At 64.4% G+C, this 14,544-nt stretch carries 10 protein-coding genes; 3 read left to right on the top strand and 7 right to left on the bottom strand.

Annotated features, from left to right (window positions below):
* The first annotated feature begins 96 nt into the window (after nt 1-96).
* Entirely contained in the window at nt 97-927 is an 831-nt protein-coding gene (locus tag ACVWWQ_RS09045; protein ID WP_457383364.1) for an outer membrane protein assembly factor BamD, read from the top strand.
* A gap of 123 nt (nt 928-1,050) precedes the next feature.
* Here the strand turns inward: ACVWWQ_RS09045 and ACVWWQ_RS09040 are convergent, their stop codons facing one another.
* The 3 genes from ACVWWQ_RS09040 to sucC all read right to left on the bottom strand — a co-directional run bounded on the left by ACVWWQ_RS09040 (nt 1,051) and on the right by sucC (nt 4,866).
* Nucleotides 1,051-2,682, bottom strand: coding sequence for an NAD+ synthase (locus ACVWWQ_RS09040; RefSeq protein ID WP_133947956.1), 1,632 nt, complete (start codon nt 2,680-2,682; stop codon nt 1,051-1,053).
* Between the two features lie 88 nt (nt 2,683-2,770).
* Entirely contained in the window at nt 2,771-3,643 is an 873-nt protein-coding gene (sucD, locus tag ACVWWQ_RS09035; protein WP_099654592.1) for a succinate--CoA ligase subunit alpha, read from the bottom strand.
* A gap of 11 nt (nt 3,644-3,654) precedes the next feature.
* A complete protein-coding gene (gene sucC, locus ACVWWQ_RS09030; RefSeq protein ID WP_457383410.1) occupies nt 3,655-4,866 on the bottom strand; it encodes an ADP-forming succinate--CoA ligase subunit beta in 1,212 nt (403 codons plus the stop codon).
* Between the two features lie 240 nt (nt 4,867-5,106).
* Here sucC and ACVWWQ_RS09025 point away from each other — a divergent pair, with 240 nt between their 5' ends.
* Together ACVWWQ_RS09025 and ACVWWQ_RS09020 are read left to right on the top strand one after the other, a co-directional pair.
* Complete coding sequence (locus tag ACVWWQ_RS09025) at nt 5,107-6,756, top strand: sensor histidine kinase (RefSeq protein WP_099654590.1); 1,650 nt, start codon at nt 5,107-5,109, stop codon at nt 6,754-6,756.
* Between the two features lie 57 nt (nt 6,757-6,813).
* Nucleotides 6,814-8,214 (top strand): sigma-54-dependent transcriptional regulator, encoded by a 1,401-nt coding sequence (locus tag ACVWWQ_RS09020; RefSeq protein ID WP_133947960.1) that lies wholly within the window; start codon nt 6,814-6,816, stop codon nt 8,212-8,214.
* A 42-nt stretch (nt 8,215-8,256) separates the two neighbouring features.
* Here the strand turns inward: ACVWWQ_RS09020 and ACVWWQ_RS09015 are convergent, their stop codons facing one another.
* The 4 genes from ACVWWQ_RS09015 to ACVWWQ_RS09000 all read right to left on the bottom strand — a co-directional run bounded on the left by ACVWWQ_RS09015 (nt 8,257) and on the right by ACVWWQ_RS09000 (nt 14,539).
* Complete coding sequence (locus ACVWWQ_RS09015; RefSeq protein WP_199107578.1) at nt 8,257-9,819, bottom strand: response regulator; 1,563 nt, start codon at nt 9,817-9,819, stop codon at nt 8,257-8,259.
* Nucleotides 9,820-9,903: 84 nt separating this feature from the next.
* Entirely contained in the window at nt 9,904-10,350 is a 447-nt protein-coding gene (locus ACVWWQ_RS09010) for a response regulator (protein WP_099654588.1), read from the bottom strand.
* On the bottom strand, nt 10,347-12,140 hold the full coding sequence (locus ACVWWQ_RS09005; protein ID WP_133947962.1) for an ATP-binding protein: 1,794 nt from the start codon (nt 12,138-12,140) through the stop codon (nt 10,347-10,349). The genes ACVWWQ_RS09010 and ACVWWQ_RS09005 overlap by 4 nt, the downstream gene beginning before the upstream one ends.
* Nucleotides 12,141-12,253: 113 nt before the next feature.
* On the bottom strand, nt 12,254-14,539 hold the full coding sequence (locus ACVWWQ_RS09000; protein WP_133947964.1) for a GH92 family glycosyl hydrolase: 2,286 nt from the start codon (nt 14,537-14,539) through the stop codon (nt 12,254-12,256).
* Nucleotides 14,540-14,544 lie beyond the last annotated feature (5 nt).

Below are 14,544 nucleotides of genomic sequence, written 5' to 3'. Positions count from 1 at the left end.
CCGCGGGTGACGGCCGGTTTCGGCTATCATGCCTGTTCGCTCAAACATCTGAATTCCTTCCTTATGCGCCCAACAATCGACTCGCCGAAGCTGCCGATGATCAAATTGACTGTCACGAAAGTGCTTGTATTGCTGGTGGTCGCGGTCTCGATGAGTGCATGTTCGATGTTCAAGTCGAAGCAGAACATCGACACCATGCCGCTGGAGGCGCTGTACAGCAATGCGCACAGCTCGCTTGAGAACGGTGACTACGCTGCAGCCACCAAAGCCTACCAGCGTCTGATCGCCCGCTTCCCGTCCGGTGAGTACAACGAGCAGGCCCAGCTGGATATGGCCTACTCGCAGTTCAAGGACAACCAGCCCGATGATGCCTTGTCCACGGTGAACCGCTTCATCAAGACCTATCCGGCCAACAAGCACGTCGATTATGCCTACTACCTGCGCGGTCTGATCAATTTCGATCGTACCGGCACCGTCCTTGAGCGCTTTTTCCCCCGCGCCGACAAGGATTCGCGTCGCGACCAAGGCTACAACCTGCAGTCGTTCGATGACTTTTCCGAGCTGTCGCGCCGCTTCCCGGACAGTGCCTACACCGCCGACGCACGCCAGCGGATGATCTACCTGCGCAATATCCTGGCGCAGTACGAAATCAACGTGGCCGAGTTCTACCTGCGCAACAAGGCCTATGTTGCCGCTGCGGACCGGTCCCAGTACGTGATCGAGCATTATCAGCAGGCGCCGCAGACCGGCGATGCCCTGGCGATCCTCACGCGCAGCTACCTCGCCCTGGATCACAAGGGTCTGGCCGACCAGAGCCGTCAGGTGCTGGCGCTGAACTACCCGAACCATCCTTATCTGACCGACCCCAAGTGGCCGCATGCGCCTTCGACGCTGCGCAAGATGGTGCCGTTCTCGGGTCACCACTGAGGAACGGGGAACGGCACGAGTTGCCGCGAATCGATCCATCGGGAAATGCAGACAGGGCCGGTGAGCAATCACCGGCCCTGTCTTTTTGACACCTTCGTGAAAACGAAAGTGCCGCCAGCTGGCTCAACGCCAGCCGGAAGTGATCGGGTAGCGCCGCTCCCGCCCGAACGCCCGCGTGGTCACCCGCGGACCGGGCGCCGACTGGCGACGCTTGAACTCGTTCAACAACACCAGCCGCACCACTCGGTGCACGGTGTCCGCCGGAAAGCCCTGCGCGATGATCTCTGGCTGAGACTGCTCGCGTTCGATGAAACGTTCGAGGATCGCATCCAGCTCGTCGTAGGACGGCAACGAATCCTGATCGGTCTGGTTGTCACGCAATTCGGCCGAGGGCGGGCGCTCGATGACGGCCGGGGGAATCATGTCACGCTCCCCCGCTTTCGCCGCGGCGGCATTGCGCCAGCGCGACAAGCGGTAAACCACCGTCTTGTAGACATCCTTCAGCGGCGCGTAGGCACCGCACATGTCGCCATACAAGGTCGCGTAACCCACCGCCATCTCGCTCTTGTTGCCGGTGGCCAGCAGCAGCCGGCCATGTTTGTTGGACAGCGCCATCAGCATCACGCCACGGGTGCGCGACTGCAGGTTTTCCTCGGTGGTGTCGGCGGCCTTGCCGGCAAATGCCGGACTCAGCGCGTCGACGAATGACTGATAGGTCGCCTCGATGTCGATCACGTGATAGTCCACGCCGAGCTTTTCCGCCTGCACGCGCGCGCCGTCCAGCGACAGCTGCGAGGTGTAGCGCGTGGGCATCATCACCGCCGTGACCCGGTCCGCACCGAGCGCGTCGACCGCCAGCGCCAAGGTCAATGCCGAATCGATGCCGCCGGACAGGCCCAGCAGCACACCGCCGAACCGGTTCTTGTCGATGTAGTCGCGGGTGCCGCGCACCAGGGCGGCGTAAAGCGTGGCCTCCAGCGATGCATCCGCCGCCACCGGCCAGTCCTGCGCGGCAAGCGTTCTCGTGGCGGCGTCGAACTCGGCCCACAACAGCACATCAACAAACGCCGGCGCACGCGCCGCGATCGAGCCGTCGCCATTGACCAGCATCGAGCTGCCGTCATATACGACATCGTCCTGGCCACCGACCAGGTTGAGATAGGCGATGGCACAACCGGTTTCCCGAGCCCGCGCGGTCAGCACCTGTTCGCGCTCGGCCTGCTTGCGCTCATCCCAGGGCGAGGCATTGATCACCACCAGCAACTGGGCACCTGCGGCGGCGGCCTGCGCTGCCGGTTCAGGCTGCCAGACGTCCTCGCAGATCAGCAGGCCGACGGTGACGCCGTCGATGACCGTGGTAACCGAGGCATGACCGGGGCGGAAGTAGCGCTTGTCGTCGAACACGCCGTAATTCGGCAAGGCCTGCTTGTGCGCAATGGATTCCACGTGGCCGTCGCACAGCAGGCTGGCGGCGTTGAAAACCTCGCCCTCGCTGTGCGGATGACCGACCAGCGCGGCGATGCCGTGGGTCGCGGCGGCCAAAGTCGCCAGTTCGTGATCGCATGAAGCCAGGAAGCTCGGTCGCAACAGCAGGTCCTCGGGCGGGTAGCCGCTGAGGGTCAACTCGGGAAAAGCCACCAGATCCGCGCCACCGGCTTGCGCCTGCGCGATCAGCTCGCCCACCTTGGCGGCATTGGCCGCCACCGCACCGACCGCAAAATCGTATTGGGCCAGCGCCAAACGCAGCTTTGCCATGAACCAGAGCTCCAGAGACGACGAAGGCCGCGACGAATCGCGGCCTTCGCATTTTACGGTACGGCAGTGCCGACTTGCGCCGGGCGGATTACTTCATCAGCTTGGCGAGCGCCTTGCCCAGATCCGCCGGCGACTTCACCGTGGTCACGCCAGCCTTTTCCAGAGCAGCGAACTTGGCTTCTGCCGTGCCCTTGCCGCCGGAGATGATCGCGCCGGCGTGGCCCATGCGCTTGCCGGCCGGAGCCGAAGCACCGGCGATGAAGGACACCACCGGCTTGGTCACGTACTCGGAAATGAATTCCGCGGCGTCTTCCTCGGCGCTGCCGCCGATCTCGCCCACCATGATGATGCCTTCGGTCTGCGGGTCGTCCTGGAACAGCTTCAGGCAGTCGATGAAGCTCAGGCCGTTGATCGGGTCGCCGCCGATGCCGATCACCGTGCTCTGGCCGAGGCCTTCGTTGGTGGTCTGGAACACCGCTTCATAGGTCAGCGTGCCGGAGCGCGAGACCACGCCGACCTTGCCCTTGCTGTGGATGTGACCCGGCATGATGCCGATCTTGCATTCACCCGGGGTGATGATGCCGGGGCAGTTCGGCCCGATCAGCACGATCTCCGGATGCTGCTGCAGCACGTTCTTCACGCGCAGCATGTCGAGCACCGGAATGCCTTCGGTGATCGCCACGATCACCTTGATGCCGGCGTCGATCGCCTCGAGGATCGAATCGGCCGCGAACGGCGGCGGCACGAAGATCACCGACGCGTCGGCGCCGGTTTCCAGCACGGCCTCATCGACCGAGTTGAACACGGGCAGGCCGATGTGCTCGGAACCGCCCTTGCCCGGGGTCACGCCGCCGACGATCTGGGTGCCGTAATCGAGGCACTGCTGTGCATGGAAGGTGCCCTGCTGGCCGGTGAAGCCCTGCACCAACACCTTGGTGTTCTTGTTGACCAAAACGCTCATTCGATTACTCCTCAGGCCTTCGCGGCAGCCACGGCTTTCTGGGCCGCGTCGTTGAGATCATCCGCCGGCGTGATCGCCAGGCCGGAGTTGGCCAGCAGTTCGCGGCCCTGATCGACATTGGTGCCCTGCAGGCGCACCACCACGGGGATCTTCAGGCCCACTTCCTTGACCGCGGCAATGATGCCCTCGGCGATCAGGTCGCAGCGCACGATGCCGCCGAAGATGTTGACCAGGATGCAGTTGACCTTGTCCGAGGACAGGATCAGCTTGAACGCCTCGGTCACGCGCTCCTTGGTGGCGCCACCGCCGACGTCGAGGAAGTTGGCCGGCTCGCCGCCTGCCAGCTTGATCACGTCCATCGTGGCCATGGCCAGACCGGCGCCATTGACCATGCATCCGATGGTGCCGTCCATCGTCACGTAGTTCAGGTTGTTTTGCTGCGCGGCCGCTTCGGCGGCGTCTTCCTGGCTCAGGTCGCGCATGGCGGCCAGATTGGGGTGACGGAATTCGGCGTTGTCGTCGGAGTTGACCTTGCCGTCCAGCGCGGCGAGGTTGCCGTCTTCCAGCACGGCCAGCGGGTTCAGCTCGACCAGGGCCAGGTCCTGCTCGTTGAACAGCTTGTACAGGCCCAACATGATCTTGGTCAGCTGGTTGACCTGCTTGCCATTCAGATCCATCGCGAAGCCGAGCTGGCGGCACTGGTACGGCTGCAGCCCTTCGACGAAGTCGATCACGATGGTGTGGATGTCTTCCGGCGTTTCATTCGCCACCTGCTCGATGTCCACGCCGCCATGCTTGGAGGCGATGAAGGACACGGACTTGGAGTCGCGGTCGACCAGGATCGACAGGTACAGCTCACGGGCGATGTCGGTGGCGTCGGTCACCAGCACCAGATTCACCGGCAGCGCGCGGCCGGCCGACTGGTAGGTTTCCATGTGGGTGCCGAGCATGCCCTTGGCGGCGGCACGCACGTCGTCGAAGCTGCGGCAGAACTTGACGCCGCCGGACTTGCCGCGACCGCCGGCATGGATCTGGGCCTTGACCATCCATTGCGAGCCACCGAGCGCCTTGGCGGCATCGACAGCGGCATCGGGGGAGTTGGCAACCTTGCCCGGCGGAACGGCAATGCCGTACTGCGCGAACAGTTCTTTGGCCTGGTATTCGTGGAAATTCATTCGATACCTCGAGCGAACGGAAAAACGATGGCGGCCGCACGCCTGTATTGCAGCGTGGGTCAGGGAGGTCGGACGGCGGAGGAGCGCGCTGCCGGAAGCAGTGCGCCTGCCAGGTGAAACCCGGCTTACCGCGCCATGCGGCCGCCTATTTTCGCGGAAGCGGGCCCCGATGGAAAGGCCCGCGGCTCCGAAACGGTCTTGCGGCGCGGTTCCATGCGCTTTTGCGCGGTGCCACAGCGTCTGGCGGGCCGTCTATACTCGTGCGGAACCGCCCGGAGTAGCCCATTCGTGTCCAGCAGCCCGCCGTTCGTCGCCACCCGTACTGCCACCGCGACGATTCGCCACGAGCTGTCTTTCCTCAACGGGTTCCGGCTGGTGCAGGCCCTGGTCTACGCCGGACTCGCGTTCAGTCCGCCGGGCATGGGCTGGCCGCAACTAAGCGCGCCCAGCTATGCGCACGGCATGGTCCTTCTGTATCTCCTGTTTGCGCTGGTCATGCTGCTGGTGAATCGGCGCAGCATGCCGCATGCGCTGGGCGTGGTGGCGGCGACCCTGGTGGTGGACATCGCGGCGGCGGTGGCGGCCATCGCGGCGATGCACGATGCACGCATCGGCATTGCCATGATGCTGGCGGTGAATCTGAGCGCAGGCGCCCTCATCCTGCCGTTGCGGCTGTCCGCGTTCTTCGCGGCGCTGGCCACGCTGGGCATTCTCGGGCACACCTTGTTTGGTGGGTTCGGGAACAACCCGGGTGATCGCGACCTGCTTGAAGCAGGCTTGTTCGGCCTGGCCTATTTCGCCACCACCACCTTGTGCAACGTGCTGGGGCGGCAGTTGCGCGCCACCGAGGCGCTCGCCGAGCAGCGCAGCACCGACCTGGCCAACCTGGCCCAAGTCAACGAACTGATCATCCGCCGCATGAAAACCGGCGTGCTGCTGGTGGATGACGCCAACCGCATCCACCAGATCAACGAATCGGCGTGGATGCTGATGGGCAACCCGGGCGCCGACCAGCGCGATCTGGGCCAGCTGGCGCCGGAGTTGTCGCGCCGGCTGTATCACTGGATGACCTCGGGCAAGCTGGACGAAACCGCCACCCAGCTCGCCGACGGCGTGCCCGAGGTGGTGCCGCGCTTTACCCGGCTGGCGCCGAACGACGATTCGCACGTGTTGATCTTCCTCGACGACACTTCCCTGCTGTCGCGCCGCGCGGAGGAACTCACGCTGACATCGCTGGGCCGCCTGTCTGCCTCGATCGCCCACGAAATCCGCAATCCGCTGGCGGCAATCCGCTATTCGGCCCAACTGCTCGCCGAATCCACCAGCATGGATGCCACCGACCAGCGCATGGTCGAGATCATCAACAACCACTGCATCCGGCTCAACGAGATCATCGAGAACATCCTGCAGCTGTCGCGGCGCGAGCGCTCGCGGCCGGAAACGCTGGATCTGGGCCACTGGGCGCAGGCCTTCGTCGAGGAATACGTGCAGGGCAACGACCTGGGTGCCGACTCGCTGCGCGCCATCGCCAGCAGCGGCGTTCCGGTGGCGGCGGTGGCCGACCCGCAGCAACTGCAGCAGGTGGTCTGGAACCTGGTGCAGAACGCGCTGCGCTACGGCCGCCTGCCCGGCGAGCCGGCACGCGTGATGGTGGTCAGTCGCCAGGGCGAACACGGCGTACCCATCCTGGAAGTGATCGACCGTGGCCCCGGCATCGCGCCGAAAGTGGCCGCGCAGATCTTCGAGCCGTTCTACACCACCCACGAATACGGCACCGGACTGGGCCTTTACCTGGCCCGACAGATGAGCGATGCCAACCAGGCCGCGCTGGAATATGTGCGCGTGGCCGGCGGCGGCAGCTGCTTCCGACTGGTGCTGACACCGCCGGCGCGCAGCCCGGCGGATGTGACCGAACACGCACAAACTGCCACGCGTTGACCTTTTGACCCGCACTAGTAACCTTCCATCGATTGCCTAAGGAAACCTGGACCACTCATGACTGCACAGACCGTCCTGGTCATTGACGACGAACGCGACATCCGCGAACTGCTGACCATCACGCTCGGACGCATGGACCTTCAGGTCGACGCCGTGGGTACCGTTGGCGATGCGCGTCGCGCGCTGGCCGAGCGCAGTTACGACCTCTGCTTCACCGACATGCGACTGCCCGATGGCAATGGCCAGGAAGTGATCGAGCTGATCGCGGCCGAACACCCGGACATGCCGGTGGCGATGATCACGGCCTATGGCAACGTGGACGCCGCCGTGAATGCGCTGAAAGCCGGCGCATTCGACTTCGTCTCCAAACCGGTGGACATCCAGATGCTGCGCGGACTGGTGCGCACCGCGCTGCGCCTGGCCGAGGAAAAGCGCAACGGCGGCGCGGCATCGACACCCGGCGATTCCAGCAATCGCCTGATCGGCGATTCGGCGGCCATGCAACAGGTGCGTGCCACCATCGGCAAGCTGGCGCGCAACCAGGCGCCGGTCTATATCGCCGGTGAATCGGGCGTGGGCAAGGAACTGGTGGCCCGGCTGATCCACGAACAGGGTCCGCGTGCCGGCGGACCGTTCGTGCCGGTCAACTGTGGCGCGATTCCCTCCGAGCTGATGGAAAGCGAGTTCTTCGGCCATCGCAAGGGCAGCTTCACCGGCGCCAGCACCGACAAGGAAGGCCTGTTCCAGGCCGCCCAGGGTGGCACCCTGTTCCTGGACGAGGTGGCCGAACTGCCACTGCACATGCAGGTGAAGCTGCTGCGCGCGATCCAGGAAAAGGCGGTGCGCCCGATTGGCGGCCGTGACGAGATTCCGGTCGACGTGCGCATCCTGTCCGCAACCCACAAGAATCTCGGTCAGCTGGTCGAGCAGGGCCAGTTCCGACAGGACCTGTTCTACCGCATCAACGTGATCGAACTGCGTGTGCCGCCGCTGCGCGAACGGCGCGGCGACGTGGCGCAACTGTCCGCCTTCATCCTCATGGCACTGGCGGGGAAGAGTGGCGAGAACGTCGGCCAGCTGGCGCCCGGCGCACGCGATGCGCTGGCGGCCTACGATTTCCCCGGCAACGTGCGCGAACTGGAGAACGTGCTGGAACGCGCCATGGCCATGTGCGATGGCAGCACCATCGAGGCGGTGGATCTGATGCTGCCCCAACGTAGCGCGCGGGTCAGCATGGAGGGAGGCGCGTCGGCGGGTATCAACGCAGCGACGGCAACCACGCCGACCACGGACGCTGGCGCGGATGGCGGACTGGATGACTACATCAGCAACCTGGAACGCACCGCGATCGTCAAGGCGCTGGAAGAATCCCGTTACAACAAGACCGCCGCGGCGCGGAAGCTCGGCATCACCTTCCGCGCACTGCGCTACAAGCTGAAGAAACTGGGCATCGACTGACCAGGCAGGATCGGGCCGATCGCGTTGCCACGCGAACGGCCCTCAGGCACCACCCTGCTCCGTTGTCAGCGCCTTGCGCAAGGTCCGCAGCAGGGTATGGGTGGTCACCGGCTTTTCGATCACGTGCAGCTTCTCCAGCGGCGGAAGCTCGTGCAGATCTGGCGGCGAGCCGGCGCGGGCAAGCAGCACCACCGCGCCTCGATAACCTTCGTCGAGCAGCGCGGCCAGGGTCCGCACGCCGGTCAGCAGGTTCATGTCGGCATCCAGCACCACCAGGTCGGGCAGGCCTGCGGCCTCGATCCACTGCAATGCCGCGGTACCGCTCTGGCTGGCATGGGCCTGATAGCCGTAGGCGTCCAGTGTGTCGGACAGCAGCGACAACTGGGCCGCCTCCTCGACCACCACCAGTACGCGCTCGGCCGCACCTTCCAGATCGTCATCGCCGGCATTTTCGCCCGCTTCGGACACCAGCTCCTCCAGCGGTATGTACAGGTCGAAACGGGTACCGCGACCGGGCGCACTGTCCACCCGCATCACGCCGCCATGGCTGCCGACGATGCGCTTGCACGAGAGCAGGCCAAGCCCGGTGCCGGCTTCCTTGGTGGTAAAGAACGGTTCGAACATGTGCTCCAGCACCGCCGGCTCCATGCCGGGACCGTCGTCGACCACGCTGATGCGCAGGTACGGACCCAACCGCGGTTGTTCTTCGGCCAAAAAGAAGTCATCAGCCAACTCGCATTGCGATGTTTCGATGTGAAGCTTGCCACCATCGGGCATGGCCTGGATCGCGTTCAGGCACAGGTTCAGCAGGCACTGCTGCAGTTCGGTGTGATTGCCTTCAAAGGAAAGCTCCGCGTCGTGGATGTTCAGTTGCATTTCCACGCTGCGCGGCACGCTGCCCTGCATCAGCAAATCAAACGCACTGAAGAGCGCCCCCAGCTTCACCTGCTCGGCACGTCGCGCGCCACTGGCGAAAGACAGCATGGAATGCACCATCTCCAGGCCGCGCCGGCCGCAATCACGCACCAGCTTGCCCAGGCGCGCCAGTCGCGGATCGTCGTCGTAATCCTGCAGGCTGTCACCGGCCAGCAACAGCGGTTGCAACAGGTTGCGCAAGTCATGGCTCAAGCCACCGGCCAGCATCGCCAGGCTCTCGAAACGCTGGGCGCGGATCAGCTCGGCTTCGGCGCGCCGGTTGGCGCTGCGAGCCTTGGCTTCATCCAGCGCGCGCCGCACGGCGCTGGCCAGTCGCGCCGGATTCTGTTTGAGGATGTAGTCCGTCGCACCGTTGCGCAGCGCTTCGATCGCGGCATCTTCGCCCAGCGTGGCGGACACGAAAATGAAGGGCAGGTCCTCGTCGCGCTGGCGCAACAGCTCCAGGGCACGTTGTCCGGAAAAGCCCGGCATGCTGAGGTCCGACAGGACGATGTCGGGTGAAAAATCGTCCAGCGCTGAAACGAAGTGGCGTTCATCATCGACAAGGCGCACTTCGTAATCGATGTTGTCAGCCTGCAGTTCGGACAGCACCAGCTCGGCGTCAAGCGCATTGTCCTCCACCTGCAGAACCCGGATGGTCGGTATGTTTCGAAGCGGCCGCTGCGACATGGTGTCCTCGCTAGTTTTCTGACGTCCACGGGGGCGGCGGCATCACTGCCTGGTCTCCTGCGGAATACCGGATCGCCGGGTGAATCATTCTCTTTCCGGCGCCTGATTGAGCACGGCCCAGAACTGCCCGAGTGTCCGTACTGCGTCGAAAAACTGATCCACGTCGACCGGTTTGATCACATAGGCGTTGGCGCCCAGGTCCCAGCTGCGCGCCAGATCGCTTTCCTCGCGCGAGGACGACAGGATCACGACCGGGATCCGCTTCATCTGCTCATCCGCACGCATGGCGGTCAGCACGTCCAGACCGTTCATGCGCGGCATCTTGATATCCAGCAACACGACCGCGGGATTGCCCGGCTCGCGCGTCGCCCAGGCACCGCGCGCATAGAGGTAGTCCAGGCATTCGACGCCGTCCTCCACGTGCACGACGGGGTTGGCCAGATGCGCCTCTCCCAGCGCGTCCATGGCCATCTCGGCATCGGCCATGCTGTCTTCCACCAGCAGAATGGTGCGCAAATCTTTCTTGTTCATGTCGTGCTCTCGCTACTCGCCCCGGCGGCATCAGTGGCCGGCAGCGAAAAATGAAATTGGGCACCCTTACCCGGCTCGGCCTCGGCCCAGACCCGGCCGCCGTGACGGGCCACGATCCGTCGCACGTTGGCCAGTCCAATGCCGTTGCCGGGAAATTCCGAAGCGCGATGCAAACGCTGGAACACCCCGAACAGCTTCTCGGCGTACTGCATGTCGAAACCCGCACCGTTGTCACTCACGGTGAATTCGTAGTTGCCATGGCGCCCCTGCTTCACGCTGACCTCGATCCGGGCCACCTCGCACTGCCCGGTGTACTTCACCGCATTGCCCAACAGGTTCTGCCACACCGTACGCAACATGTTCTGGTCGCCGATCACCATCGGCAGAGGAGCAATGGTCCACACGATACGCCGTTCCTCCGCCCCCGTTTCAACCAGCGCCTGGGCCTCCTCGACCAGCGACTGCATGTCCACGCCCTGCAGCCTCAGCGCGCCCCGTCCCAGCCGCGAGAACACCAGCAGATCGTCGATCAACAGCGCCATGCGCTGCGCCGAGCTGCCGATCACGTCCAGATAGTGGGTCGATTTCTCGTCGAGGCGTTCCCCCAGATGTTGTTCCAGCTTGCGCGCAAAGCCGGCGATGTGACGCAGTGGCGCGCGCAGATCATGCGATACCGAATAGCTGAAGGCCTCCAGCTCCCGGTTGACGTCGGAAATCTGGCTGACCTTGCCTTCCAGCTGGCGATTGAGCTCGTTGACCTGATGCTCGGCCAGCGCGCGAGTGGTCACGTCACTGACCGTCAGCAACAACGACCGGGCATCCGAGTCCTGCTGCTGCAGGCGACGGGCATTGATCACCAGGTTGCGCTCCATGCCATCGGCGGTGCGCTGGACCATGTCGTAGTCCCACAACTCGCGGTCACGCGACAGCACGTCCTTCAATCGCTGCAACAAAACGCCATTGTTCCACGCCCCGTCGCCAATTTCGGACAGCGGCACGGACGCGCCGGCCGGGTCCATGCCATAGAGTTCGCCAAATGCATTGTTGACCAGCAGGGTCCTCAGCTGGTCGTCAAACAGCGCGATCGGCTCGCGCACAGCCTGGAAAATGAGTCGGGATCGCTGTACGGCGCGGTCTTCGCGACCCTCGGCGAGTTGTCGTTGACCGATCTGGCGTTCCGACATCCACACGATGACCGCGAGCAGGAAAAGCTGGGCCAGCGCAGTGACGCCAAGCACCACGCGACCGTCAGCCGCCTTGGCCTTCGCCGCGGCCTGCCGGCTCTCCAGCAGCCTGTCCTCGTTGTGGACCACCTTTTCAATTTCGGCACTGATGCCGAACAGATCGCCCGCGTTGTGCAGCGATTGCCGGGCACCGTCGAGATCGCCACGGTCGATCCGCGCCCTGGCCTCTTTCATCAGCACGATGCGCCCGGTCAGGGCGTTGTCCAACGCACCGATCAGGCTTTGCTGATCCGGATTGTCGCGGGTCAGCGCGCGCAACTGGCGAATGTCCTCCGGGATCTGCTGGTCCGCGGCTGCCGCCCGCTGTCGCGTATGCGGATCCGAGTCGCCCGCCAGCATCCGATAGCTCGCGCTCTCTCCGTCGCGCGCCAGATAGGCCAGCTGATAGGTGGCCGCCTTGATTTCACTGGAGTGCGCCACCCAGGAAGCAGCCCGCTGCGTATCCAGGATGCTGGTCTTGGTGACCGCATAAGGCAGCCCGACGATGACCAGCACCGCCAGCAGGAGTCCGGCCGTACGCCACCTCGGGAATGCGCTTTTTTTCATATGGCCAGCGACCTCGGTCGAACCGTCACGACAGGTATCCCGGCATTCTTGCATGTTTGCCAGGCGACCTGACCAGAGGACCCGCCATCCGGTTCTCTATCGTGTCGGGACCCTCATGGCGCGGCTTTCGCTGCGGGAGCCGGCTTGGCCTGCATGGTGAAATGCAACTCGCCACCTGCCGTTATCTGGCCGTGATGCAACCAGGGGCCGTCCAGCGGCTTGCCGTTCAACGTGACAGAGCCGACATAGGGATGCGCATCATCCAGCGGCGAAGCAGTGATCGTGAACGTGCGACCGCCGCCCAGATGGATTGCCGCGCGCGACACGAACGGCCGGCCGATGGCATACATGTCACTTCCCGGCGTCACCGGATAGAAGCCCAACGCGGTGAACACGTACCACGCCGACATCTGGCCCAGGTCGTCATTGCCGCTCAAGCCATCCGGGCGCGCCGCGTACTGGCTGTCCATGATCTGCTTCAGGCGGGCCTGGGTCTTCCACGGCGCACCGGCATAGTCGTACAGGTAGGCGATGTGGTGGCTGGGTTCGTTGCCGTGTGCGTACCAGCCGATCAGGCCGGTGATGTCCTCGACGTTCTTGAAGTGGGCGGGATCGATCTTCGCGTCGAACAGGGCGTCAAGTTTCGCGATGAATTTCGCGTCGCCGCCCATCGCCTTGATCAGCCCGGCCACGTCCTGCGGCACGTACCACGAGTACTGCCAGGCGTTGCCTTCGGTGTAGTCGCTGCCATAGCCGGCCGCTTCCGGATCGAACGGTTCGCGGAACTTGCCGTCGCTCAACCGCGCGCGCATGAAGCCGGTTTTCGGATCCCATGCATGGCGCCAGTTGCCGGCACGTTTTTCGAACGTGGCGGCAATGTCGTTCTTGCCCATCGCCTTGGCCATTTGCGCCAGCGACCAGTCGTCATAGGCGTATTCCAGCGTCTTCGAAGCGCCTTCGGGTTCCTTGTCGATCGGCACGTAGCCGAGCTTCATGTAATCGGCAAGGTCGCCGTACGGGCCATAAGTCGCGCTGGCCACCATCGCCTCAAGCGCCTTGTCGACGTCAAAACCACGCACGCCCTTGATGTACGCATCGGCGATCACCGGCACCGCGTGATAGCCGATCATGCACCATGTTTCCAGACCCTGGTACGCCCACACCGGCAGGATGCCGAACGGGCTGGCCTCGCGTGCGGCAATCAGCGATCGGATGAAATCGGTGCTTCGCTGCGGATTCAACAGCACCATCAACGGCTGCTGCGCGCGGTACACGTCCCACAGCGACCAGGTCGAGTAGAACTCGAAATCCTTCGCCCGGTGCACTGCGTGATCCGGCCCGCGGTACTCGCCGTTGACGTCCATGCTCAGCGTGGGCGACAGCATCGCGTGGTACAGCGCGGTGTAGAACATCGTGCTGGCGGTCTTCGGTGCGTCGACGTCGATCACCGCCAGCGCCTTGTTCCAGTCGGCCGTCGCCTCGGCCCGGCGCGCGTCAAAATCCCAGCCCGCGCCATCCTTGTCGAGATTGGCCACGGCGTTGGTTTCACTCACCGTGGAGATCGCCACCTTCACTTCCAGCGGCTGCTTGAGTTTGCCGAAGTCGAACACGCCAACCAGTGCGCGACCGTTCTGGGCATCGTGATCCTCGGCATGATTGCCGGGGCCGGCAAAGCCCTTGTAGGTGACATCGGTCTCGCGGTTCAGCAGTTCACGCGAGGTCATCGGCTGCGAGAAACGCATCGCGAAACACAATTCGCGTCCCGGCGCCCAGCCGCGGGTGGTGCGACAGCCGGTGACCGTGCCGTCGGGGTGCACGCGCAGGCTCGACCACAGCACCTTGCCTGCGTAGTCGTAAATGCTCGGGCGCAGATCCAGCAGCACGTGCGCCGGCTTGCCGACGGGGAACGTGTAGCGGTGCCAGCCGATCCGGCGCCCCGCGGTGAGCTCGGCGCGCACGTCGTAGTCGTCCAGGGTGACCGCGTAATAGCCCGCCTGCACCACTTCGCTGGCGTGCGAGAAGCGCGAGCGGTAGCCACTGCCCGGCTTCGCCGGATCGCCCGGCTCCAGCCGCACGTCGCCGGCAATCGGCATCACCAGCACATCGCCCAGGTCCGAATGGCCGGAGCCGGAGAAGTGGGTATGGGAGAAACCCAGGATGCTGTTGTCGCCGTACTGGTAGCCCGCCGCCCACTTGTAGGCGTGCTTGAAATCCGGCATCGCGGTATCTGGCGACAGCTGGATCATGCCGAACGGCACCGTGGCGCCGGGAAAGGTATGCCCGTCGCCACCGGTGCCGATGCGCGGATCCACCGCGCCGGCATGTCCCGGCGTTGCCGCGGCAAAGGCCGGGGTCAGGGCAGCCGCGACCAGCAGCGAGATCAGCCAGGGACGGGCCATGAGGT

The organism is Rhodanobacter sp. TND4EL1, assembly GCF_054061035.1.
The sequence above is the reverse complement of the archived record's forward strand: the minus strand, read 5'-3'. Positions and strand labels throughout refer to the sequence as shown.

What these genes read in the sequence shown, in the direction of transcription:
- ACVWWQ_RS09045 (WP_457383364.1), top strand. Translation starts at nt 97, where the DNA reads ATGATCAAATTGACTGTCACGAAAGTGCTTGTATTGCTGGTGGTCGCG.
- ACVWWQ_RS09040 (WP_133947956.1), bottom strand. Translation starts at nt 2,682, where the DNA reads ATGGCAAAGCTGCGTTTGGCGCTGGCCCAATACGATTTTGCGGTCGGT.
- sucD (WP_099654592.1), bottom strand. Translation starts at nt 3,643, where the DNA reads ATGAGCGTTTTGGTCAACAAGAACACCAAGGTGTTGGTGCAGGGCTTC.
- ACVWWQ_RS09020 (WP_133947960.1), top strand. Translation starts at nt 6,814, where the DNA reads ATGACTGCACAGACCGTCCTGGTCATTGACGACGAACGCGACATCCGC.
- ACVWWQ_RS09015 (WP_199107578.1), bottom strand. Translation starts at nt 9,819, where the DNA reads ATGTCGCAGCGGCCGCTTCGAAACATACCGACCATCCGGGTTCTGCAG.
- ACVWWQ_RS09010 (WP_099654588.1), bottom strand. Translation starts at nt 10,350, where the DNA reads ATGAACAAGAAAGATTTGCGCACCATTCTGCTGGTGGAAGACAGCATG.
- ACVWWQ_RS09005 (WP_133947962.1), bottom strand. Translation starts at nt 12,140, where the DNA reads ATGAAAAAAAGCGCATTCCCGAGGTGGCGTACGGCCGGACTCCTGCTG.
- ACVWWQ_RS09000 (WP_133947964.1), bottom strand. Translation starts at nt 14,539, where the DNA reads ATGGCCCGTCCCTGGCTGATCTCGCTGCTGGTCGCGGCTGCCCTGACC.